This window comes from Frondihabitans sp. OV104 (assembly GCF_057787745.1).
In genome coordinates this window covers 829,542-851,039 of the sequence record NZ_CM173541.1, presented here as the reverse complement: position 1 = coordinate 851,039, position 21,498 = coordinate 829,542, and the positions used below count along the sequence as shown (strand labels likewise).

Sequence of the window (21,498 nt, the reverse complement as noted above, 5' to 3'; positions counted from 1 at the left end):
CCTAGTCGAGGATGCGAGCCGTCGCGTCGCCCCGCGCCGAGAGCGCCACCCGGTCGCCGCGGAAGTGCGTGTAGCTGTACTCGCGGGCCTGCCCGTCGCGGTCGCGCAGGACCATCTCGCGCACCAGCATCGGCCATCCCGGCTCGAGGCCCATTAGCTCGGCCACCTCGGGATCGCACGGCACCGCCTCGATCGACGCGCTCGCCCGGCCGAAGGGCACGCCGAAGACGATCTCGAAGGTCTCCTCGATCGGCGACGAGTGGCTCGCGTCGAGCACGACCCCGTCGGCGGCATCGTCGGCGAGCATCGGCAGGTACCCGATGCGCAGGAAGAGCGGCTCGTCGCGGTACCAGCCGAGCTGCTCGTGCACGAGGATCCGCTCGGCGTCGAGCGCCATCCGCGTCGCGATGACCGCCGGGGTGTCGACGACGTGCATCCAGCTGTCGCGCACCTCGACGACCGCGACCTCGCCGGCGGCCTCGGCGTCGCCCGCGGGAGCCGCCGACGCCTTCGACGCGCGCGGGGTCGTCGTGGTCGGGAACTCCAGGATCTCGCCGTTGATCGCCGTGCCCACGCGCGGCCGACGCACCAGGAGCCCGTCGCGCGCGAGCATCTGGAGGCTGCGGCGGAGCGAGTTGCGGGTCGCGCCGAAGGCCGCGATCAGCTCGGCCTCGGCGAGGCGGTCGTCGAGGATGCCCCCGGAGACGATGCCCGAGCGGAACTGCTCGTAGCTGCGGCGCGACGAGTTGTCGAGCCGGGCGGCTCCCTCGCGCTGGCGGCGCATGTAGGCGGCGCGCGCGGGATCGATCGGTGCGTAGCTCATGCACCTATGAGACGGCGTCGGGCAGCAGACGACAAGTGTCGTCCGGCATTCGTCACGAGATCGATTCATCCCGGCGCGCGGCGAAATCAGTCGGACACACGATCGCGCCGCGGGTGAAACAGCCCCGGCATAGCATCGGGACCACTCGTTCCACCCATGCGATCACACTCATTCTGCGGGGGCGACATGACGCTGCTCAACCAGGCACCACTCGGTTCGGGGCATTCGGACGCACCCTCGGTGCGCGCCTACGAGCTGCTTCGCACCGCCATCCGCGCCGGCGACTTCGGCCCGACCGGCCGGGTGGCGGTCGACGAGCTCAGCCGCGCGACCGGGATCGACGCGGAGACCGTGCAGGGTGCCGCCCGGCAGCTCGCGGGGCACGGCATCGTGCGCATCGACTCGGACGGCGCGGTCGTCTCGCGGCCGCGCTTCGTGCAGATATCCGTCGTCGACCTCGCGCTCGGCGACCCCTCGTGTCCCGGCTCGGTCGTGTCGGGCGAGTTCCGGGTCGACGAGGTCGAGCACCGCGTCGTGCAGTCGACACCTGTCATCCGGGCCCGGCTGCGCACCGACGTCGACCGGGTGCTGATGGTCGAGCAGCGCGGCGTCTTCGACGGCGAGACGATCTACGTCCGCGTCGGCTACTACGCCGAAGACGACCCGCACTCGCTGTCGCGCGCCATGATCGCGGAAGACCAGCCGCCGATCGCGCCGATGAAGGAGGTCTTCCGCCGCCTCTTCGGGGCCGGATTCGGCACGGCCGCCACCACGGTGCAGGCTGTCCGCAGCGACCCCGCGACGGCATCCACCCTGGGGGTCCGGGCCGGCACCCCGGTGCTCCTGCGCGAGTCGACGATCGCCGACGAGAGCGGGCGCCCGCGGACGTTCAGCTACACGCACTACCGGTCCGACCGGGTATCGCTGTCCGATCTCACGGCCTGACCTCGGCCAGGCAGCCTCATGTTTCGGGCGCGTGAATTCAGGCGCAATGGGGTTTTCACGTAGGTCGCCTCCCGCCGAAACACGCCGCCACAAGACTCATTACCACCTGATCGAAACTCACCCTTCGAACGCCAAAGGACGGTAATGGCTTCCACGACCAGCTCCCCTGAACTCTTCGGGCCCGATCTCTCCGGGCGCCTCGCCTCCGGCCCGCTGCTCGAGGTCGAGGGCCTCAGCGTCCGCTACGGCGGTCCTGACGGCCACCTGGCCGTCAAGGGCGTCGACTTCCACATCGGCCGCGGCGAGCGAGTCGCCCTGGTCGGCGAGTCCGGCTCGGGCAAGACCTCGCTGGGTCTCGCCACGGCCGGATTCCTGACGCAGCCCGGCGTCGTCGTCGAGACGAAGCGCATCGCCTTCGACGGGAAGCCGCTGCAGGAACTCGGGAAGCACCGTCTGCCCCGCCGCATCCCCGGCATCTCCATGGTCTTCCAGGACGCCATGACGTCGCTCGACCCGACGTGGCGCGTGGGCTCGCAGCTGCGCGCCGTGCTCCGCGCCAACGCGAGGCTCTCGAAGAGGGAGGCCACCGACCTGGCGCGCGAATGGCTTGTCCGCGTCGGCCTGACGGACACCGACCGGGTCATGCACGCGCGCCCGTACGAGCTGTCGGGCGGCATGCGCCAGCGCGTCATGCTCGCGATCGCGCTCTGCGGCAACCCGCGCCTCGTGATCGCCGACGAGCCCACCAGCGCGCTCGACGCCTCGGTGTCGCGCGCCACGATGGACCTCCTCGTCGAGCTCACCGACACCTTCGACACGTCGCTCCTGATCGTGAGCCATGACATCCACCTGTGCATGGAGTACTCGGACCGCACGATGGTGATGTACCACGGCGACATCGTCGAGCAGGGCCGGTCGGCCGACCTGGCGACCGGTGCCTCGCACCCGTACGCCGTCGCGCTGCTCGAGTGCATCCCGTCGCTCGAGAGCCGCCACCTGGCGCACCTGCCCACCCTCACGGACTTCCTGCCCGAGAACGCCGTCGAGGTCGCCGCGTGACCACCACCGCATCCTCCCCCGTGTCGCTCGTGCCCGCGCCCGGCGTCGTCGACACCGTCGTCTCGTTCGAGCGCGTCGCGAAGCAGTACGGACCCCGATCGCACCGCCACACGGCCGTCGCCGAGACCAGCGTGTCGTTCGACAACACGCGGCGCATCGGGATCGTGGGCGAGTCCGGCTCGGGCAAGTCGACGATGTCGCGCATGGTGGTGGGGCTCGAGACCCCCACGGCCGGTCGCGTGCTGTTCAGGACCGGCGACGCGTCGGCGCCCGAGCGCGACGTCGCCGACCTGCTGCAGCGCAGGAGCGACCGGGAGGAGTTCCGGCGCGCTGTGCAGTTCATCGGTCAGGACACGACGTCGTCGTTCGACCCGCGGCATCGGCTGATCGAGGCCGTCACCGACCCGTCGATGGTCTTGCATGGTCTCTCGCAGACCGCCGCCAAGGAGCGTGCCCTGGAGGCCCTCGACAGCCTGGGCCTGCCGCGGGCGCTTGCGGAGCGGTACCCCGGCGACGTGTCGGGCGGCCAGCGGCAGCGGTTCGCGATCGCGCGCGCCCTGGTGGTGCGACCGAGGATCCTGATCTGCGACGAGGTCGTCTCGGCGCTCGACGTCTCGGTGCAGGGGTCGATCCTGAACCTGCTGCGCGACTACTGCGACGCGAACTCGGCCGGCCTGGTGTTCGTGTCGCACGGGCTCCCGGCCACGGCGTTCGTCGCAACCGAGCTGATGGTCATGTACCTCGGCGAGGTGATCGAGCAGGGGACCACGGACGACGTCGTCGACCGCCCCCAGCACGAGTACACGCGGCGCCTGCTGAGGGCCTACCGCGGACCCGCGCCCGTGGCGGTGATGAGCTGATGGAGACGCTCCGCCGCCAGCGCTGGTGGATCCAGCGCGTCGTCGCCCTGCCGGTGTACCTGCTGGTGTTCACCGTCGCGACGTTCTTCCTGATCCGGACGATCCCGGGCGACCCGGTGCTCGCCGTGCTCGGCGACAGCTGGACGCCGGCCGACTACACGCGGATGCAGCAGACCCTCGGGCTCGACGGCTCGCTGCTCACGCAGCTCGGCCGCTACCTGGCGAACCTGCTGCACTTCGACCTCGGCAACTCCATCGTGAGCGGCAAGTCGATCGCCGCCGACCTGTCGACCAGACTCCCCGCGACCTTCGAGCTCGCCATCCAGGCGCTGCTCGTCTCAATCGTGGTGAGCCTGGTCGCGTCGTACTTCGTGATCATGAAGCCGGCCAACCCCCTCGCCCGCGTCATCAACGGCTACGCCCGCGCCGCCGGAGCGATCCCCGAGTACGTGCTCGCCGTCGCCGGCCTGTTCATCTTCTACTCGGTGCTGCACTGGGCGCCCGCGCCCCTCGGCCGCATGGACGTCGCAGTGCTCACCCCCGACACGATCACCGGGATGCCGGTGCTCGACGCGGTCATCCAGGGCAACTGGGCCGCCGTCGGGTCGCTCGTGTCGCACCTGGTGATCCCGATCACCGTCATGGCGCTCGGCCAGTCGGCACTCCTGATCAAGCTGCTGACGGCGAGCCTGGAGGAGGCCCTCGACGCCGCCCCCACCCGCTTCCGGATCGCTGCCGGGGCCGGGCGCGTCTCGGTGATGCTGTCGATCTTCCGCCGCGCGCTCCCCCCGGCGGTCACCATGTGCGGCACTCTCTTCGGCTACCTGCTCGGCGGCGCGATCATCATCGAGTCGCTCTTCGGGTTCGCCGGCCTCGGCGACTACGCGGTGGCCGCCGTCGGATCGAACGACTACACGGCGCTGCAGGGCTTCCTGCTGGTGATCGCCGCCATGACGCTGATCCTCTTCCTGATCGTCGACATCGTGAACATGTTCATCGACCCCCGGCGTCGCCCGGGTGTCCGTACGGAGGACGCATGACCGCCACCATCGACGGCGAGGCGATCAAGACCATCGCCCGCTCACGCCGCCCGCGGCCCAACAGGGCCCGCAAACCCGGCCTCCGCGGCACCTGGCCCCGCCTGATCCCGTTCGCGGTGATCATCATCGTCGCCGTCTTCCTCGTCGGCGTCACCCCGTTCAGCCCGATCCGCGTCTCGGGCGCCGCCTCGCTCCCGCCCGGGCCGAAGCACTGGTTCGGCACCGACTCGGCCGGACTCGACGTCTTCTCGCGGACCATCGCGGCCACGCGGATCAACCTGCTCATCGCCCTGCTCGTCGCCGCCCTCGCGACCGCCGGAGGCATCGTGCTCGGCCTCGTCATCGGCATGAACGAGTCGGCTCGAGGCGCCCGCGGACGCATCGCCCAGGGCACCGCCCGGGTAATCGACCTCGTCGAGGCCGTGCCCGGGATCATCATCGGCCTCGTCGCCGTCGCCTTCTACGGGGCCAACGTCGTGACGCTGACCCTCGCGATGGCGTTCATCCTGTTTCCCCTGCAGTCGCGGCTCACCCGCACCGAGGTGCTCCGCGTGCGCTCGGAGGCCTACCTCGACGCGGCGCGCATGAAGGGGATGAGCGAGTTCGCGCTCACCGTGCGGCACGTCATGCCGAACGCGTCGTGGGCCGCGCTCGAGAACTCGTCGGTGATCTTCGCCGTCAGCATCATCCTCACCGCCGGGTTGGGCTTCATCGGCGTCGGCCTCCCGCCGCCCACGCCGGAGTGGGGCGCCATGCTGTCGCGCGGCGCGAGCGACGCGCTCGTCGGCAAGTGGTGGTCGGCGGCCTTCCCCGCGCTGGCGCTGGCCGTGACCGTCGCCGCCGTCAGCCTCGCCAGCGGCGCCGTCTTCGCCGCCCGCCGCCGCTAGCGCCGCCGCCGGCGCCCGCCCGCCGCCGCCGCCGCCCCCGCCCGCCGCCCACCCGCCCGTGAGACTCCAGCGTTGGCCCCCGATTCGCACCTGCGAGGGGCCAACGCTGGAGTCTCGTCGCTCACCGACGCGGCAAGAGGCGGCCGAATCGATCGACGAGTTCCGTCGACGGCAGGTCGACCGAGGTCACCCGCACCACCCTCCAGTCCGCATCGGCGAATCGTTCGCGCCGCTGAATGTCCGTGCGGAAGGTCCGCGCGCTCGTCCGGTGGTGGTCCCCCTCGTACTCGATGGCGATTCGCAACGACGGATATGCCAGATCGGGGCGACCGAGGTAGACGCCGTCGTCGGAGTACTGCTTCTCGTTGAGGGCGTCCGGCTCGCGCCAGCCGTTTCGCAGGATGAAGAGCCGCAGCTCGGTCTCCTTCGGAGACCAGACCTTGGGCCGGCACAACTCGAAGGCCTCCCTGAGCCGGACGGCACCACGGCGTCCGGCCGCCTCACGCACCGCTGCGCCCAGGCGCTCGGTCTTGAGGTAGCGAGCCGGCCCGTACGGGGACCACTTCGAGAGGAGGGCATCCCCCATCGCGACGAGGTCATCGACGTCGAAGCTCTCGGCGCACTGGATCCACGCTCGCAGGGGCCTCACCACGGGAACGCCTCGGTGGATCGAAAGCGGTATGCCACGGCCTGAGTGGCCGACGACCCCGTCCCGTCGAGGCTCCCGGAAGGAGGCGACGGAGACCACATGCAGCTCGCTGTCGGGCCGGGAGCACCACGAGGGCAACGGCAGGCCCCACAGGCCGGCCGCGGTCGCGTGGCTGAACCCCTGGCCTGGAAGCAGCAGCGGCAGGAGCTCCCGACAGCGGCCGGCGAGGTCGGCGGGGAGTTCGCCCCGACTCCGCACTCCCGAGTGGGGAGTCCGAAGTGACGGTGCCCGGAGGCGCTTGCGCGACACTCCGAGGGCGATGGCGTCGGCGGTTCGAAAGTCGGGCGCGTCGAGCCCTTCCGGCAGTTCTGTCTCCATCCCGACACCCTCGCCGATGCGCTCGTTTCGCCGCTGCGGTTCTCCACAGCGGACGAGACTCCAGCGTTGGCCCGGAAACCGAGCGTCGGAGGGGCCAACGCTGGAGTCTCGATGGGCGGCCGGCGACGGCGGGGGGGGGGGGGGGGGGGGGGGGGGGCGGCGGAGGCGCTAGTTCGCGACGAAGCTGCGCAGCGCGGCGACGACGAGGTCGTGGTCGACGACGTCCTTCAGGCCCGAGGCCGTGATGGTGCCGACGACCTGCCCGCCGACCACGAGGGGGAATGCCCCGCCTGACACGGCGTAGGTGTCGTCGACGAGCAGCGGAGTTCCTGCGCCCTCGTCGTTCAGGCGGGTGAGGAGCGACGGCTGCGAGTCGCGGACGGCGACGGCCGCCTTGCGGCGCAGCCACGAGTCGGTGTCGGGCGAGACACCGCCCTGCGCGCTCTTGTAGACGACGTGGTCGCCGAGCACGACCTGGATGGCGAGCGCGTACCCGTTCTCGCGGACGAGCTCGGCGGCGAGCGACCCGAGGGTGTACGCGTCGCTCTGGTCGAACGAGTCGAACCGCAGCTCGTCGAGCTGGGCCTGCACGTCGGAGGGGGTGAACTCAGGAAGGGTCTCGGTCGTCATGCGCCCCAGTCTGTCAGGCGATCCGGGCGCAGGAACTCGGGGTGCTCGCGATCCCCGGCGAGTAGCGTCGAGCGCATGCCCGCACTCACCGATACGTTCACCCTCTCCAACGACGTCGAGATCCCGAAGATCGGCTTCGGCACCTGGCAGATCCCCGACGGCCCCGACGCCTACGACTCGGTCGCCGCCGCGCTGAAGGCCGGCTACCGCCACATCGACACCGCCCGCGCCTACGGCAACGAGGCGAGCGTCGCCCGGGCCATCCGCGACAGCGGCATCCCGCGCGACGAGATCTTCGTCACCACGAAGCTGCCCGCCGAGATCAAGGACCACGACGAGGCCCTCGCCAGCTTCGAGACGACGATGTCGGCGCTCGAGATGGACTACGTCGACCTCTACCTGATCCACGCACCCTGGCCCTGGACCGACATGGGCAGCGACCACCGCACCGGAAACCAGGCCGTGTGGAAGGCCCTCGAGGGCATCCACGCCTCCGGCCGCGCCCGCTCGATCGGCATCTCGAACTTCACCGTCGACGACATCGAGTCGCTGATGGAGACCGCGACGGTCACGCCGCACGTCAACCAGATCCGCTGGTACGTCGGCTACACGCAGGACGAGACGACGGCCTACTGCCAGCAGAAGGGGATCCTCGTCGAGGGCTACTCGCCGCTCGCGACCGGCGCGATCCTCGACAGCGCCGACCTCGCGGGCATCGCCGCGAAGTACGGCAAGTCGGTGGCGCAGCTCTGCATCCGCTACCTGCTCGAGAAGGACGTGCTGCCGCTGCCGAAGACGACTAGCGCCGAGCGGGCGGCCGAGAACGCCGACGTCGACTTCGAGATCTCGGCCGACGACCTCGCCGCCCTCGACGCGCTGACCGACCCGACGGCCTGACCGACCGAACGGCCTGGCGGGCCCGCCGACCTGACGGGCCCGCCGGCCCGACTGCCGCCTACGACCCGGCGATCGCGGCGGTCACGCCGGCGACGTAGCGTTCCAGCTGATCGCCCGACGGGTCGTGCGTGGGGTTCACCTCGGTGAGGCTCAGCGCCCGCAGGTTCGGGGCCGACAGCAGGAACTGCACGACGTCGAGCGCACCCGCCAGCGTCTGCCCCGTGCCGTAGTGCGGGAAGTCGGCGAGCGGCAGGTCGGCGGAGTCCACCGCGTCGACGTCGAAGTGCACGACGAGCCCTTCGAACACGTCGAGGCGGGTGCGCGCCGAGCCGGCGGCCTCCATCGGCACCTCACGCAGGTGGTCGTCGCTGAAGTGGAGCACCTCGCGGTCGTCGGTGAGGACGTCGTCGTCGAACGAGTCGGGGTCGTCCTGGTTGTAGCCGAGCAGGACGATCTGGTCCTCTTCGAGCGGCGGCCACGACGGCCCCAGGCGGCCGAGCGGCGAGTCGACGATGCCGAGCAGGTGCGACACGACCGTCGAGTCGAGGATGCCGCTGCCACGCACGCCGGGCACGGAGAGGTCGGCGTCGCCGTCGACGTAGGCGACGCCCACCTCGGCCTGGACGCGCTGGACGCCGGCCACGACACCGAGGGTGACGGTGCAGTCGCCGCCGATCACGACGGGGATGCGGCCGTCGCGGACGATGCGCTCGACCTCGTCGGCGACCTGGCCCGCGACCTCGATCGCGGCGGCGATGTTGCGCGCGCCGCCGACGGGGTCGGGATCGGCCCGGAACACCGAGCCCGCCACGTCGCCCGCGTCGATCACATCGGCGCCGGCCTCGCGGAGCCGGTCGACGAAGCCGAAGTCGCGCAGGGCCTTCGGCCCGAGCTCCAGCCCCGCGTGGTGGGCCCCCGCGCTCGAAGGGACACCGAGGACTTCGTACGCTCGCGCTTCGCTCATGCCTCGAGCGTGCCATGTCGGCGACGGGTGTGCCCGATATGCACGGGGAGCGTGCAGTTCCTGCGCCCCCTAGAGCACCCGGGCGGCCTCCTCGATGGCGGCCGGGCGCCGCTGGATCTCGGCGATGCGGGCGATGTCGAACTTGCCGGAGCGATCGAACGCGTAGAGGCCGTTCTGCTCCTGGAACACGTCGGTGAGCTGCGTGTAGCAGTAGCCGAACATGTCGGCGTTGCCGAGCAGCGTCGTGACCAGCCCCTCGAAGCGCTCGTAGAACTCCTCGGCGGTGCGGACTCGCTCGCCGTACCCCCACGACGTCGTGCCCGACTGCGGGGCGGCGTCGGTCGCCGCGGCGGTCTCGGCGTTCCACCAGATGCCGCCGAACTCGCTGCAGAAGTAGGGCTGGCCGTTGTAGGGGACGCTCCACGGCTGAACGTCGTACTGCTGGAGGTCGCGGTCGTCCTCGGTGTTGAGGAAGGCCGTCTTCGAGCCCACGTCGAGCAGGCCCATCGTCTCGCGGAAGGTGGCCGGCACCTGGTCGTAGTTGTGGCTGTCGTAGATGTCGGTCTCGAACACGCGGTGCGAGTAGCCGGAGGTGTCGAGCACGGGACGCGTGGTGTCCATGGCCTTGGTGGCGAGGAACATGCCGTGCATGACGTCGTCGAGCACGGTGATGCGGTCGGAGATGTGCTGGCGCGTCTCGTTGAGCGGGCACCAGCCGATGATCGCCGGGTGCGAGTAGTCGCGCTCGAGCGCCTCGAGCCACTGCGTCGTGTAGGTCGCGCCGGGCTGCTGGCGGTCGTCGCTCGGGCCGGTCGTCTTGCAGCCCCAGTCGCCGAACTCGCCCCACACGAGGTAGCCCATGCGGTCGGCGTGGTAGAGGAAGCGCTCCTCGAACACCTTCTGGTGCAGGCGCGCCCCGTTGAAGCCGGCCTCCATCGAGAGGCGGATGTCGTCGATCAGCGCCTGGTCGCTCGGCGCCGTGAGGAGGCCGTCGGCGTAGAGGCCCTGGTCGAGCACGAGGCGCTGGAAGACGGTCTCGCCGTTGATCAGGACCGCCTGGCCGACGATCGAGACGCTGCGGAGTCCGGCGTAGCTGCCGATCGAGTCCACCACGTCGCCGTCGGCGCCGAGCAGCTCGATGCGCACGCCGTAGAGGAACGGGTCGCCGATCGACCACACGCGAACACGGTCGGCGGGGATCGGCACGGTGACGCGGGGCGACAGGGTGAGATCGGCTCGGGCGTCGTGCACCGCGACCTCGCCGTCGTCGTCGGACAGGACGACGCGCACGCGGCCGCCGGCGAGCCCCGTCGACAGCGGCACCTCGACGGTGAACGACTCGGAGCCGAGGTCGGGCGTGATGCGCGGCCGACCGATGGCGACCTGCGGCACCGGCTCGAGCCACACCGTCTGCCAGATGCCGGTGGTGCGGGTGTAGTCGGCGTCGTGGTTCCAGTACTCGGCCGACTGCTTGCCGCGGGCCTGCGGGGCGTCTTTGGAGTCGCGGGCCCGCACGGTGATGACGACCGTGTCGCCGGCCTTCGCGCCGGCACGGCTGGTGATGTCGGCCGTGAAGCTCGTGAAGCCGCCGCGGTGCCGCTCGACCTCGGCGCCGTCGACCCAGACCGTCGCGTCGTGGTCGACCGCGCCGAAGTGCATGAGCACGCGGTCCCCGGCCCACTCCGCCGGGATATCCACCTCGCGGCGGTACCAGACGGCGTGGTGGAAGTCGTCGTCGCCGATCCCCGACAGGGGCGCCTCCGGGGCGAACGGCACTGTTATCTCGGCACGCAGGAACTGCGACGCGTCGGCGAGCCCGCGCTCGAACCCGGAGTCGCCCGGATCGAACTCGAACTGCCACTGGCCGTTGAGGTTCAGCCACCGCTCGCGCGTGAACTGGGGGCGGGGGTACTCCGGGCGCGGGATGGTTGCGGTCATGACGTCGTCCTCGAGGTCGTGGAACAGGTGATCCGCGTCCACGCTACAACGTTGTAATAGCCCGTCGCACCTTCCCTGCCCAGAAATTCAAGGAGAAATGTGCCTCGACCTTGGGCGGCATGCGGATCACCAGGGCGGGTCGGCGAAGATCTCCTTGAATTTCTGGAGACGGGCGGGCGGGGGCGGGGCGGGCGGGGGCGGGGCGCGGCGTCAGGCCGGGACGAACAGCGTGATCGTGTCGACGACGAGAGCCGGCCTGTCGGAGCCCTCGATCTCGACCGTGACCCGGTAGGCGAGCCGCACTCCCCCGGAGCCGGGCGTCACGCCGGTGATCTCGCCGACGGCCCGCACGCGCGACCCGACGACGACGGGCTGCACGAACCGCAGCCGGTCGGCGCCGTAGTTGATGGCGGCCGAGACGCCGTCGACCCGCAGCAGCCCGTCGGCGAACGCGGGCAGCAGCGACAGCGTGAGGTACCCGTGGGCGATCGTCGCGCCGAACGGGCCGTCGGCCGCGCGCGCCGGATCGACGTGGATCCACTGCTGGTCGCCGGTCGCGTCGGCGAACGCCTGGATCCGCGCCTGGTCGATCACGATCCACTCCGACGGACCGAGCTCGGTGCCCTCCGACCCCGCCAGATCGGCGGGTGCGGCGAAGACCGCGGCGCTCACGAGAGCGGCCCTCCCGCCACGTACAGCACCTGCCCCGACACGTAGCCGGCCTCCTCGGAGCAGAAGTAGGCGGCGGCCGCGGCGACGTCGTCGGGCTGGCCGACGCGGCGCACGGCGATCTGCTTCGCGGCCTCGGTCAGGAAGGTCTCGAGCGGCACCTTCATGCGCTCCGCGGTCTGCGCGATCATCGCCGTCTCGATGAACCCCGGTGCGATCGCGTTCACCGTGACGCCGAACGGGCCGAGCTCGATCGCGAGCGTCTTGGTGAACCCCTGCATCCCGGCCTTGGCCGCCGAGTAGTTCGCCTGCCCGCGGTTGCCGAGCGCCGACGACGACGACAGGTTCACGATGCGGCCCCAGCCCTGGTCGACCTGGTGCTTCTGCACCGCCCGGCTCATCAGGAAGGCCCCGCGGAGGTGCACGCCGAGCACGGCGTCCCAGTCGTCGACGCTCATCTTGAAGAGCAGGTTGTCACGCAGGATCCCGGCGTTGTTGACGAGCACGGTCGGCGCCCCGAGCTCGGCCTCCACGCGGCCCACCGCGCCCGCCACCGACTCCTCATCCGAGACGTCCGCTGCCACGCCGACGGCACGGCCCCCGGCCGCCGTGATCTCCGCCGCGGCGGCGTCGGCGTCCTCCTGCCTCAGGTCGACGAGAGCGACGGCCATGCCGTCGCGGGCGAGGCGGCGGCCGACCGCGGCGCCGATGCCGCGGCCTCCCCCGGTGACGATGGCGATGCGCTGCTCGGGGTCGGTGCGCTGGTCGGTCATGGTGTTCCTCTCTGAAGTGCGGAAGTACTGAAGTGCGGAAGTACTGAAGTGCGGAGGTACTGAAGTGCGGAGGTACTGAAGTGCCGGAGTCCGGACGTGCCGGAGTCCGGAGGCTCTGCGGCGCCCGTCAGGGCGACGGGAAGACGATCAGCTGACGGAGCGCCTCGCCGTCGGCCAGCGAGTCCATCGCCTCGTTCAGGCCCGAGAGCGGGATGGTCGACGACACGAGCTTCTCGACGGGGAGGAGGCCCTTGCGCCACAGGTCGACGTAGACGGGGATGTCGCGCGACGGGACCGACGAGCCCAGGTAGCTGCCGACGACGGTGCGCGCCTCGGCCGTGAGCGTGAGCGGGGCGATCGTCGAGCGCGCACCGGGCCTGGGCAGCCCGACGGTGACAGTGGTTCCGCCGGGCGCGGTGAGAGCGAACGCCGTCTCGAACGCGGCGGGGTGGCCCGCCGCCTCGATGACGACGGGAGCCCGGAGCCCCAGGGCGACGGCGTCGTCCGGCGACGCGACCTGCGCGGCGCCGAGGGCCGTCGCGAGTTCCAGCTTCGCAGGGACGGCGTCGATGCCGATGACCCGGTGCCCGGTCGCCTTCGCCACGAGGACGGCCGCCATCCCGACGCCGCCGAGGCCCACGACGACGACGTCCGCCCCGGGGTCGGGGCGCCCGGCGTTCAGGACCGCGCCACCGCCGGTGAGGACCGCGCAGCCGAGAAGGGCTGCGACCTCGGGCGGGACGTCCGGATCGACGCGGACCACCGAGGTCTCGCTCACGACCGCATGGGTGGCGAAGGCGGACACGCCGAGGTGATGGTGCACGGACACGCCGTCGCGGGTCAGCCGCGAACCACCGCCGACCAGCACGCCGTCGCCGTTGGCGCGGCTGCCGACGATGCACGGCAGGCGTCCGTCTGTCTGACAGGCCTGACACCTGCCGCACCGCGGCAGGAACGTCATGACGACGCGATCACCGGGCGCCACGTCGGTGACACCGGCGCCGACGACCTCGACGATGCCGGCGGCCTCGTGGCCGAGCAGCATCGGCACCGGTCGCACCCGGGCGCCGTCGACCACCGAGAGGTCGCTGTGGCAGACGCCCGCCGCCTCGATCCGCACCAGCATCTCGCCGGCCCCGGGCGGGTCGAGCTCGAGCGTCGAGAGCGTGAGCGGGCGCGACCCGGCGAAGGGCCGGGCCGCATCGGTCCGCTCGAGCACGACGCCGTCGATCCTCACCGCGAGCTCCAGGCCGGACGACCGCTCACGAGATCCGCGCGATCACCATCGCCATGCCCTGGCCGCCGCCGACGCACATGGTCTCGAGGCCGAAGGTGGCGTCGCGGGTGCGGAGGCCGTTGAGCAGAGTCCCGGTGATGCGGGCGCCGGTCATGCCGAAGGGGTGGCCGACGGCGATCGATCCGCCGTGCACGTTCAGCCGCTCGACGTCGACGCCGAGTTCGCGCGCCGACGGGATCACCTGGGCGGCGAACGCCTCGTTGATCTCGACGAGGTCCATGTCGCCGATCGACATGCCGGCGCGAGCCAGCGCCTGGCGCGATGCCTCCACCGGGCCGAGCCCCATGATCTCGGGGCTGAGACCGGTGACCCCGGTCGAGATGATCCGGGCCAGCGGCGTGATGCCGAGCTCGGCGGCGCGGGTGTCGCTCATGACCACGAGCGCCGCGGCCCCGTCGTTGAGCGGGCAGGCGTTTCCGGCCGTGACCGTGCCGTCCTCGCGGAAGACCGGCTTGAGGCCGGCCAGCGTCTCGGGCGTGACGCCCGGGCGCGGCCCGTCGTCCACGGTCATGACCGTGCCGTCGGCGAGCGGGTAGGGGGTGATCTCGCGCGCCCAGAATTCGTCGACGATGGCCTGCTCGGCCCGGTTCTGGCTCAGGGCGGCGAACTCGTCCTGCTCGCGACGGCTGATCCCGAGCATCCCGGCGACGTTCTCGGCGGTCTCGCCCATTGAGATGTACGGGTCGGGCAGGGCGCCGCGGAGGCGCGGATCGACCCAGTCGCCGCCGTCGGCGGGGGCGTGGAACTCGGGGAAGCGCGGGTTGCGGAGGTCGACCCCGGGGATGTAGTCGCTCGAGCCGCGGGCCGCGCCCGACACGCTCTCGACGCCGGCCGAGATGAACACGTCGCCCTCGCCGGCCTTGATCGCGTGGAACGCCATGCGCGTGGACTGGAGGCTCGACGAGCAGTACCGGTTGACGGTCGTGCCGGGCAGGTGGTCGTAGCCGAGCGCCACGGCGACGATGCGGGCGATGTTCATGCCCTGCTCGCCGCCGGGCATGCCGCACCCCATCACGAGGTCGTCGATGGCGGCCGGGTCGAGTTCCGGCACCTTCGAGAGCACGTCGCGCACGATGAACGCCGCGAGATCGTCGGCGCGCTCGCGGCGGAGCGAGCCCTTCATGGCGCGGCCGATGGGCGTGCGGGAGACCGCGACGATGACTGCCTCGGTCATGAGACGAACGCGCTCGTGCCGGTGATGGCGCGGCCGACGATGAGGGAGTTCATCTCGCGGGTGCCCTCGAACGAGTAGATGGCCTCGGCGTCGGCGAAGCGGCGGGCCACCCCGTAGTCGAGGACGATGCCGTTGCCGCCCATGACCTCGCGGCACCAGGCGACCGTCTCGCGCATCCGCGACGTCGCGAACGACTTGGCCATCGACGCGTGCGCGTCGGTCTGGCGGTCGTGGTCGAGGAGGTCGGAGGTCTGCATGCAGAGGGCGATGGAGGCCGAGATGTTGCTCAGGCAGCGCGAGAGCAGGTCTTGAACGAGCTGGAACGACGACAGCTTCTTGCCGAACTGCTCGCGCTGCTTCACGTAGGCGACGGCCGCCTCGTAGGCGCCGATCGCGTTGCCGATGGCCTGCCAGGCGACGTCGGCGCGGGTGAGGAGGAGCACCTTGGCGGTGTCGCGGAAGGAGTCGCCGCGCTGCAGCCGCCGCTCCTCGGGCACGATGACGTCGACCATCTCGATGTCGGCGTTCTGCACGATGCGGAGGCTCTGCTTGCGCTCGATCTTGGTCGCGGTGAAGCCGGCGGTGTCGGTCGTGACGAGGAAGCCCTTGACCTGGCCGTCGGCGGTGTCGCGGGCCCAGATCACGACGACGTCGGCGAAGGTGGCGTTGCCGATCCAGCGCTTCTGGCCGTTCAGGGTCCAGCTGTCGCCGTGGCGGGTCGCCGTGGTGCGGAGGCCGCCGGCCGAGTCGGAGCCGGACAGCGGCTCGGTGAGGCCGAAGGCGCCGATGGTCTCGCCGGTCGCCATCTTCGGCAGCCACTCGGCGCGCTGCTGAGGGCTGCCCGCGACGCCGATCGAGCCCATGGCGAGACCCGAGGTGACGCCGATGAAGGTCGACACGCTCGCGTCGATCCGGCCGGACTCGAGCGCCGCCCAGCCGCGGAACTTCGCGCTGTTCTCGAACTGGCGCGACTCCTCCCAGATCGGGCCGTAGGCGCCGAGATCGGCCAGGGGCTTGATGACCTGGTGCGGGAACTCGGCCCGCTCCCAGAAGTCGTCGGCGATCGGGGCCACCTCGGTCTCGAGATAGTGGCGCAGCTCGTGGATGTTCTCGTTCTCGCGAGCGGTGAGGGCGTCCTGGGCGAAGTAGAAGTCGCTCGACAGGTAGGCGGTTTCAGGTGTTGTGAGGGTCACTGGTCAGCTCCGTTGCGTGGTGTGTGACTACCGGTTGCCTCCATCATGCATCGTTTTCGAAAATGTTGCACGGACTCCCTGTGAATGCCTAGAGTGCTCTCATGTCGACGCAGACCGCAGCCCCCGCCGCCGTGCCGGCGTCGTGGGCGGGCAGCGTCGCGATCCGCGTGCCGTCCGAGCTCTCGGCCCGCCTGGCCGCCGGCACCCACTCCGACACGGTGCGCGCGTTCGTCCTTGCGCGCCGGACGTTCCTCGCCGGCGAGCGGGTCGACATGAACGTTCTGGCCGCCGGCCTCGGCGTCGACCGCACGTCGCTGTTCCGCTGGCTGGGCAACCGCGACGCCCTTCTGAGCGAGGTGCTGTGGTCGCTCGCCGAGCCGACGCTGACCCGCATCGAGAGGTCGACCGACGCCGTCGGGGCGGCACGCCTGACCCGCGTGCTGGGCGACTTCGTCGCCGCCCTGATCGAGGCGTCGTCCTTTCAGGGGTTCCTGACGCGCGAGCCCGCTCGGGCGCTGCGGGTCCTGACGACGAAGGAGAGCCAGGTGCAGCGCCGCTACCTGGCCTTCGTCGAGGCTCTGCTCGAGGCCGAGGTCGCCCGCGGCGCGATCCGGTTCTCGCTCCCGATCCACGACCTCGCGTACCTGCTCGTGCGGATCTCGGAGTCGTTCACGTACGCCGACCTGATCACGGGCGAGAAGCCCAGCGCCGAGCGGGCCCGCGCGGCGTTCGAATACGTTCTGAGGGACTCATGATCGACGGAACCCGCCCCTACCGCCTCGCCGTGGCGACCCGCTGGAACGACAACGACGTCTACGGCCACCTGAACAACACCGTGTACTACCAGGCGATGGACACCGCGATCAACACCTGGATGATCACGGTGGCGGGGCTCGATCCGCTGCACGGGCCCGCGCTCGGGTTCTGCGTCGCGTCGTCGTGCGAGTTCCAGGCTTCCGCGGGGTTTCCGGACGAGATCGCGGTCGAGCTCTCGATCGCGAGGCTCGGCACCACGAGCGTGACCTGGGCACCCAGGATCCTGCGCGACCGCGACGACACGCAGCTCGCCGTCGGCACGTTCACCACCGTGTTCGTCGACCGGGAGACGACGCGACCCGTGCCGATCCCGACGGGGATCCGGCTCGCCATCGAGAGCGAGTTCGCCGTCCCCGCCGCCTGACCTCATCACACCCGCATCACCGAACGAAGGACGAACGATGACGTTCACCACCGCCCCCGCGACCACCGCCCCTGATGGCACCGCGGAGCTGCTCGACGGCCCCGGCCTCGGCACCCTGTCGATCGCCGCGATCCTCGCCGAGAGCGCCCGTCGCCACCACGACCGGCCGGCCCTGCTCTTCTCGGGCGGCACCACGACCTACAGCGAGCTCTGGAACCAGACGCGTGCCTACGCCGGGGCCCTTCGCGCGCGCGGCATCGGCCCGGGCGACCGCGTCGCCCTGATCGTGCCGAACGTGCCCGACTTCTGCCGCGCCTACTACGCCGTGCTCGCGTTGGGCGCGATCGTCGTGCCGGTGCACCTGCTGTTCAAGTCGGAGGAGATCGAGTACGTGCTGCGCGACTCGGGCGCCCTGCTCGCGATCGTCGCGGCGCCCCAGCTCGGCGAGGCGCTTCCCGCTGCGGCAGCCGCCGGGGTCCCCGTGGTGTCGGTGCTCCTCCCGGCCGACGCGCCGACGCCCGTTCCGGTAGCGCGGCTCGAGGTCGAGGCCGCCGCGGCCACGCCCATCGAGCGCTACGAGTCGGTCAACCCGCTCGCGGCGGCGACGATCCTCTACACGTCGGGCACGACCGGCCACCCCAAGGGCGCCGTCGGCTCGCACCTGGCGATGATCGAGCAGGTCAGCGCCGAGCTGATCGACTGCACCGACATGGCCAAGGAGGACGTCGTGTTCGGCGGCCTCCCGTTCTTCCACGCCTTCGGCCAGACGTCGGTGCTCAACACCGTGTTCCGGCGCGGCGCCGCGATCGTGCTGCTGCCGAAGTTCGACCCGGCCGCCGCGCTCACCCTGATGGCGGCGACGAGGACGACGATCTTCACGGCCGTGCCGACCATGTACATCGGCCTGCTCGCCGCCGCGGCAGCCGCGCCCGACGAGCCGCGCCCGCCGCTCCGCTACGCGGTGTCGGGCGGCTCGGCGCTGCCGGTGGCCGTGCTCGAGCGGTTCCAGGAGACGTTCGGCGCGCCCGTGCAGGAGGGCTACGGCCTCACCGAGACGAGCCCCGTGGCGACGGTGAACGACCTGGACGACCCGCGCGCGGGAACGATCGGCAAGCCCATCTGGGGCGTCGACGTCGAGATCGTGAAGCCCGATGTGGACGACCACGTCGAGTTCCTGCCCCGGGGCGAGATGGGCGAGATCGTCATCCGCGGGCACAACCTGATGAAGGGCTATCTGGGCAACCCCGAGGCGACCGACCAGGCGATGGTCGACGGCTGGTTCCACACCGGCGACCTGGGGTCGAAAGACGAGGACGACGTGGTGACGATCGTCGACCGCAAGAAGGACATGATCGTGCGCAACGGCTACAACGTGTACCCGAGCGAGGTCGAGGACTGCCTGATGCGCCACCCCGGCGTGATGAACGCGGCGGTCTTCGGCGAGCCCGACGACGTGCACGGCCAGGAGGTGCACGCGGCAGTCGTCGCGCGGCCCGGCGAGGCGATCGACTGCGACGACGTCATCGCCTTCGTCAAGGAGCACCTGGCGGCGTACAAGTTCCCGCGCGTGGTGCACGTGGTCGAGTCGCTGCCGCTCGGGGCCAGCGGGAAGGTGCTGAAGCGGGAGCTCGTCACGCTGTTTGCGTGAGCGAGAACACCGACGCTCTTTGCGTGAGCGGGGGCGGCCGAAGCGCGAATAGGCTCGGAGCATGACCGATACACCCTCGTCCAGCCCCCGCCGCGCCCTCGTCCTCGGAGGGGGTGGCATCGCCGGCATCGCGTGGCACCTCGGCGTCCTGACCGAGCTGCTCGCGGTCGACGTCGACGTCGACCACGCCGACCTCGTCGTCGGCACCAGCGCCGGCTCGGTGGCGGGGAGCATCCTGCGATTCGGCATGGCGCCGGCCGTCTTCGCCGCCCAGGCCGCCGCCGGCTCGGCTGTCACGACTCCCCCGGAGGGCGTCGACGCGCCCGGAGCCGACATGAGCGACTTCGGGCAGAAGGTGATGGACGTCGTGGCGGGTGCGACCAGCCAGCAGGAGGCCCGCGCCAAGCTCGGCCAGGCCGCGATCGCCTTCGCCCGGGGCGCCGAGTCGCCGCTGCTCGCTCAGCTCGGCAGTCAGTTCCCCGACGCGTTCGGCTGGCCGCCCGCGCCGCTCAGGGTGTGCGTGGTCCGTGCCGACACCGGCGAGTTCGAGGTGCTCGACTCGTCGAGCGGCGTGCCGCTCTCCCGTGCCGTGGCCGCCAGCTGCTCCGTGCCGCTCGTCTTCCCGCCCGTCGAGATCGGCGGCCACCCGTACGTCGACGGCGGTGCCCGCTCGGCGACCAACGCCGACGTCGCAGACGGCTTCGACCGGGTGCTCGTGCTCTCGTGCGGCACCGAAGACCCGGCCAACCCGCTCGGGCCCCAGCTCGACGAGGCCGTCGCCGGGCTGCGCGCGGCCGGCGCCGACGTGATGGTCATCACCGCCGACGAGGCCAGCCTCAAGGCCTTCGGCGGCAACTCGCTCGACGACTCGTCGCGCATCCCGTCAGCGCTCGCCGGCCGCACGCAGGCCGCGGGCATCGCCGGCGAGGTCGCGGCCTTCTGGTCGTGAGCCGCGAGGGCGAGGCGGCGCAGGAACTCGCCGTCCTCCTCCGTGCCACGGTCGACCGACTGACCGCCGCCGGCGCCCGCGACGAGGCGCTCGGCGCCGTCAAGGAGCCGCGCGGCTTCGGCCCGTTCAAGTCGAGCCCGGCGATCGCCCCGATCGGCCGAGCCTGGCGCCTCGGGAGCCTGCTGCTCGGCGCCGACGCGTCGCTGTTCTCGGTCGGCCGGATCACCCGCGCCACCGACACCGGCCGCCCGCAGGGGCTGTCGCTCGGCGTCGAGCAGCGCCGCGCCGAGCGGATCGCGGCGATGCGCGGCCGCTTCGCCGACGGCGAGGTCGTCAACTTCGACTACGAGCCCGTCGACACCGGCGCCGCCGCCCTGGCCGACGGCCGCGGCACCCTGCTGCTCGGCGCCGACGGGACCGTGCGCCTGCGGTGGAACTCCGCCGGCGACACCCGCGCGCTCGCCGCCTACCTCGACGAGCAGATCGCGCTGCTGCTCGACGGCGTCTGGCCCGCCGACGACTGAGCGGCGCTACTTCTTCGCGCGGGAGGGCTGCACGCGGGGCGGCTCCCCCGGCATCTTGGGGAAGTCGGGCGGGAAGGGCAGTTCCTGCGACCCGTCGCGCTCCCACCACTCGAGCAGCGGGGCGATCGAGCCACCCGGAGTCTCGTGCATCGCCTGCCACGGGTCGCCGACGGTCTCGAGCCGCGAGGGCACCGACAGGACCGTGAACGACGCAGGATCCACGGCACCGAGCTCCTCCCACGACACCGGCGTCGACACGGTCGCCGAAGCCAGCGCCCGCGGGCTGTAGGCGCCGGCCATCGTCCGGTCGCGGTTCGCCTGGTTGTAGTCGACGAAGATGCGCTTGCCGCGCTCCTCCTTCCACCAGTGGGCGGTCACGGCGTCGGGCAGGCGCCGCTCGAGCTCGTGCGCGGCGGCGATGACGGCGTGGCGGACGTCGAGGAACTCGTGCTCCGGCGCGATCGGCGCGAAGACGTGGATGCCGCGGTTGCCCGACGTCTTGACGTACGCGGTCAGACCGACCTCGTCGAGCACGGCGCGCAGGGCGACGGCTGCGGCGATGGCGTCGGCGAAGTCGGTGCCCGGCTGCGGGTCGAGGTCGATGCGCATCTCGTCGGGGAAGTCGGGTGCGTCGGCGCGCGAGGCCCACGGGTGGAACACGACCGTGTTCATCTGCGCGGCCCACACGGCCGCGGCCGGCTCGTCGATCACGAGCTGCGGGTGCACGCGTCCGCTCGGGTAGGTGACGTCGGTGGCGCGCACGTAGTCGGGCGTGCCGCGGGGCGGGTTCTTCGAGAAGAACTGCTCGCCGTCGACGCCGCCCGGAAACCGCTGCAGCGAGATCGGCCGACCGCCGTTGGCTCGCACGAACGTCTCGCCGACGGTCACCAGGTAGTTCGCCAGGTCGAGCTTCGTGATGCCGAGCTCCGGCCACAGCACGCGCCCCGGACTCGAGACGCGCACCTCCCGCTCGCCGACCTGCACCATCACCGCGTCTGACGCCATGCCGTCACCGTACTGC

Annotated in this window: 22 protein-coding genes; 11 read left to right on the top strand and 11 right to left on the bottom strand. The window is 71.4% G+C overall.

All coding sequences use genetic code 11. The features are described 5' to 3' along the window. Nucleotide 1: 1 nt before the first annotated feature. Nucleotides 2–823: a GntR family transcriptional regulator gene (locus AC3CBB_RS04010; protein WP_488626091.1), complete on the bottom strand. Its 822-nt coding sequence runs from the start codon at nt 821–823 to the stop codon at nt 2–4. Between the two features lie 186 nt (nt 824–1,009). Between AC3CBB_RS04010 and AC3CBB_RS04005 the strand changes: the two genes are divergently transcribed. The 5 genes from AC3CBB_RS04005 (at nt 1,010) to AC3CBB_RS03985 (ending at nt 5,614) form a co-directional block, all read left to right on the top strand. Continuing rightward, nucleotides 1,010–1,768 (top strand): UTRA domain-containing protein, encoded by a 759-nt coding sequence (locus AC3CBB_RS04005; RefSeq protein WP_488626090.1) that lies wholly within the window; start codon nt 1,010–1,012, stop codon nt 1,766–1,768. Between the two features lie 144 nt (nt 1,769–1,912). Continuing rightward, nucleotides 1,913–2,827 (top strand): ABC transporter ATP-binding protein, encoded by a 915-nt coding sequence (locus AC3CBB_RS04000; RefSeq protein ID WP_488626089.1) that lies wholly within the window; start codon nt 1,913–1,915, stop codon nt 2,825–2,827. Beyond that, nucleotides 2,824–3,687: an ABC transporter ATP-binding protein gene (locus AC3CBB_RS03995; protein WP_488626088.1), complete on the top strand. Its 864-nt coding sequence runs from the start codon at nt 2,824–2,826 to the stop codon at nt 3,685–3,687. Before AC3CBB_RS04000 ends, AC3CBB_RS03995 begins: the two co-directional genes overlap by 4 nt. Continuing rightward, complete coding sequence (locus AC3CBB_RS03990; protein WP_488626087.1) at nt 3,687–4,727, top strand: ABC transporter permease; 1,041 nt, start codon at nt 3,687–3,689, stop codon at nt 4,725–4,727. The genes AC3CBB_RS03995 and AC3CBB_RS03990 overlap by 1 nt, the downstream gene beginning before the upstream one ends. Continuing rightward, nucleotides 4,724–5,614, top strand: a complete 891-nt coding sequence (locus tag AC3CBB_RS03985) for an ABC transporter permease (protein WP_488626086.1) — start codon at nt 4,724–4,726, stop codon at nt 5,612–5,614. The genes AC3CBB_RS03990 and AC3CBB_RS03985 overlap by 4 nt, the downstream gene beginning before the upstream one ends. Nucleotides 5,615–5,735: 121 nt before the next feature. Here AC3CBB_RS03985 and AC3CBB_RS03980 read toward each other — a convergent pair whose 3' ends face one another. Both AC3CBB_RS03980 and AC3CBB_RS03975 read right to left on the bottom strand, forming a co-directional pair. Beyond that, nucleotides 5,736–6,362, bottom strand: coding sequence for a hypothetical protein (locus AC3CBB_RS03980; protein ID WP_488626085.1), 627 nt, complete (start codon nt 6,360–6,362; stop codon nt 5,736–5,738). A 447-nt stretch (nt 6,363–6,809) separates the two neighbouring features. Continuing rightward, nucleotides 6,810–7,271, bottom strand: a complete 462-nt coding sequence (locus AC3CBB_RS03975) for a heme-binding protein (RefSeq protein WP_123504370.1) — start codon at nt 7,269–7,271, stop codon at nt 6,810–6,812. 75 nt (nt 7,272–7,346) lie between these two features. Here AC3CBB_RS03975 and AC3CBB_RS03970 point away from each other — a divergent pair, with 75 nt between their 5' ends. After that, nucleotides 7,347–8,168 carry an aldo/keto reductase family protein gene (locus AC3CBB_RS03970; RefSeq protein ID WP_488626084.1) on the top strand — a complete coding sequence of 274 codons (822 nt, stop codon included), beginning with the start codon at nt 7,347–7,349 and terminating at the stop codon, nt 8,166–8,168. A 58-nt stretch (nt 8,169–8,226) separates the two neighbouring features. On the opposite strand, the gene AC3CBB_RS03965 is transcribed toward AC3CBB_RS03970, so the two are convergent. The 7 genes from AC3CBB_RS03965 to AC3CBB_RS03935 all read right to left on the bottom strand — a co-directional run bounded on the left by AC3CBB_RS03965 (nt 8,227) and on the right by AC3CBB_RS03935 (nt 16,176). After that, nucleotides 8,227–9,132 (bottom strand): arginase family protein, encoded by a 906-nt coding sequence (locus tag AC3CBB_RS03965; protein ID WP_488626083.1) that lies wholly within the window; start codon nt 9,130–9,132, stop codon nt 8,227–8,229. Between the two features lie 69 nt (nt 9,133–9,201). Then, the gene (locus AC3CBB_RS03960) at nt 9,202–11,070 is read right to left on the bottom strand and encodes a glycoside hydrolase family 2 protein (RefSeq protein WP_488626708.1); all 1,869 of its coding nucleotides are present in this window, start codon (nt 11,068–11,070) and stop codon (nt 9,202–9,204) included. A gap of 210 nt (nt 11,071–11,280) precedes the next feature. Continuing rightward, a complete protein-coding gene (locus tag AC3CBB_RS03955) occupies nt 11,281–11,742 on the bottom strand; it encodes a MaoC family dehydratase (protein ID WP_488626082.1) in 462 nt (153 codons plus the stop codon). Beyond that, nucleotides 11,739–12,512, bottom strand: coding sequence for a 3-oxoacyl-ACP reductase FabG (gene fabG / locus AC3CBB_RS03950; RefSeq protein ID WP_123504366.1), 774 nt, complete (start codon nt 12,510–12,512; stop codon nt 11,739–11,741). Before fabG ends, AC3CBB_RS03955 begins: the two co-directional genes overlap by 4 nt. A 127-nt stretch (nt 12,513–12,639) precedes the next feature. Further along, the gene (locus AC3CBB_RS03945) at nt 12,640–13,749 is read right to left on the bottom strand and encodes an alcohol dehydrogenase catalytic domain-containing protein (protein WP_488626081.1); all 1,110 of its coding nucleotides are present in this window, start codon (nt 13,747–13,749) and stop codon (nt 12,640–12,642) included. A 25-nt stretch (nt 13,750–13,774) separates the two neighbouring features. Then, on the bottom strand, nt 13,775–14,983 hold the full coding sequence (locus AC3CBB_RS03940; protein ID WP_488626080.1) for an acetyl-CoA C-acetyltransferase: 1,209 nt from the start codon (nt 14,981–14,983) through the stop codon (nt 13,775–13,777). Beyond that, the gene (locus tag AC3CBB_RS03935; protein WP_488626079.1) at nt 14,980–16,176 is read right to left on the bottom strand and encodes an acyl-CoA dehydrogenase family protein; all 1,197 of its coding nucleotides are present in this window, start codon (nt 16,174–16,176) and stop codon (nt 14,980–14,982) included. The genes AC3CBB_RS03940 and AC3CBB_RS03935 overlap by 4 nt, the downstream gene beginning before the upstream one ends. 101 nt (nt 16,177–16,277) lie before the next feature. On the opposite strand from AC3CBB_RS03935, the gene AC3CBB_RS03930 reads away from it, so the two are divergent. From AC3CBB_RS03930 to AC3CBB_RS03910, 5 genes are all read left to right on the top strand, one after another. Then, the gene (locus AC3CBB_RS03930; protein ID WP_488626078.1) at nt 16,278–16,931 is read left to right on the top strand and encodes a QsdR family transcriptional regulator; all 654 of its coding nucleotides are present in this window, start codon (nt 16,278–16,280) and stop codon (nt 16,929–16,931) included. Then, nucleotides 16,928–17,356 (top strand): acyl-CoA thioesterase, encoded by a 429-nt coding sequence (locus tag AC3CBB_RS03925; RefSeq protein WP_488626077.1) that lies wholly within the window; start codon nt 16,928–16,930, stop codon nt 17,354–17,356. Before AC3CBB_RS03930 ends, AC3CBB_RS03925 begins: the two co-directional genes overlap by 4 nt. A gap of 37 nt (nt 17,357–17,393) precedes the next feature. After that, entirely contained in the window at nt 17,394–19,004 is a 1,611-nt protein-coding gene (locus tag AC3CBB_RS03920; protein WP_488626076.1) for a long-chain-fatty-acid--CoA ligase, read from the top strand. Between the two features lie 61 nt (nt 19,005–19,065). Further along, nucleotides 19,066–19,953 carry a patatin-like phospholipase family protein gene (locus AC3CBB_RS03915; RefSeq protein WP_488626075.1) on the top strand — a complete coding sequence of 296 codons (888 nt, stop codon included), beginning with the start codon at nt 19,066–19,068 and terminating at the stop codon, nt 19,951–19,953. After that, entirely contained in the window at nt 19,950–20,477 is a 528-nt protein-coding gene (locus AC3CBB_RS03910) for a hypothetical protein (protein WP_488626074.1), read from the top strand. Before AC3CBB_RS03915 ends, AC3CBB_RS03910 begins: the two co-directional genes overlap by 4 nt. Before the next feature lie 6 nt (nt 20,478–20,483). On the opposite strand, the gene ligD is transcribed toward AC3CBB_RS03910, so the two are convergent. Next, the gene (gene ligD, locus AC3CBB_RS03905; RefSeq protein WP_488626073.1) at nt 20,484–21,482 is read right to left on the bottom strand and encodes a non-homologous end-joining DNA ligase; all 999 of its coding nucleotides are present in this window, start codon (nt 21,480–21,482) and stop codon (nt 20,484–20,486) included. Nucleotides 21,483–21,498 lie beyond the last annotated feature (16 nt).

Excerpts from the sequence above, each read along its gene's own strand:
- AC3CBB_RS03925 (WP_488626077.1), top strand. The coding sequence starts at position 16,928 with ATGATCGACGGAACCCGCCCCTACCGCCTCGCCGTGGCGACCCGCTGG.
- AC3CBB_RS04010 (WP_488626091.1), bottom strand. The coding sequence starts at position 823 with ATGAGCTACGCACCGATCGATCCCGCGCGCGCCGCCTACATGCGCCGC.
- AC3CBB_RS04000 (WP_488626089.1), top strand. The coding sequence starts at position 1,913 with ATGGCTTCCACGACCAGCTCCCCTGAACTCTTCGGGCCCGATCTCTCC.
- AC3CBB_RS03960 (WP_488626708.1), bottom strand. The coding sequence starts at position 11,070 with ATGACCGCAACCATCCCGCGCCCGGAGTACCCCCGCCCCCAGTTCACG.
- AC3CBB_RS03990 (WP_488626087.1), top strand. The coding sequence starts at position 3,687 with ATGGAGACGCTCCGCCGCCAGCGCTGGTGGATCCAGCGCGTCGTCGCC.
- ligD (WP_488626073.1), bottom strand. The coding sequence starts at position 21,482 with ATGGCGTCAGACGCGGTGATGGTGCAGGTCGGCGAGCGGGAGGTGCGC.
- fabG (WP_123504366.1), bottom strand. The coding sequence starts at position 12,512 with ATGACCGACCAGCGCACCGACCCCGAGCAGCGCATCGCCATCGTCACC.
- AC3CBB_RS03965 (WP_488626083.1), bottom strand. The coding sequence starts at position 9,132 with ATGAGCGAAGCGCGAGCGTACGAAGTCCTCGGTGTCCCTTCGAGCGCG.
- AC3CBB_RS03975 (WP_123504370.1), bottom strand. The coding sequence starts at position 7,271 with ATGACGACCGAGACCCTTCCTGAGTTCACCCCCTCCGACGTGCAGGCC.
- AC3CBB_RS04005 (WP_488626090.1), top strand. The coding sequence starts at position 1,010 with ATGACGCTGCTCAACCAGGCACCACTCGGTTCGGGGCATTCGGACGCA.
- AC3CBB_RS03920 (WP_488626076.1), top strand. The coding sequence starts at position 17,394 with ATGACGTTCACCACCGCCCCCGCGACCACCGCCCCTGATGGCACCGCG.
- AC3CBB_RS03930 (WP_488626078.1), top strand. The coding sequence starts at position 16,278 with ATGTCGACGCAGACCGCAGCCCCCGCCGCCGTGCCGGCGTCGTGGGCG.
- AC3CBB_RS03985 (WP_488626086.1), top strand. The coding sequence starts at position 4,724 with ATGACCGCCACCATCGACGGCGAGGCGATCAAGACCATCGCCCGCTCA.
- AC3CBB_RS03970 (WP_488626084.1), top strand. The coding sequence starts at position 7,347 with ATGCCCGCACTCACCGATACGTTCACCCTCTCCAACGACGTCGAGATC.
- AC3CBB_RS03915 (WP_488626075.1), top strand. The coding sequence starts at position 19,066 with ATGACCGATACACCCTCGTCCAGCCCCCGCCGCGCCCTCGTCCTCGGA.
- AC3CBB_RS03940 (WP_488626080.1), bottom strand. The coding sequence starts at position 14,983 with ATGACCGAGGCAGTCATCGTCGCGGTCTCCCGCACGCCCATCGGCCGC.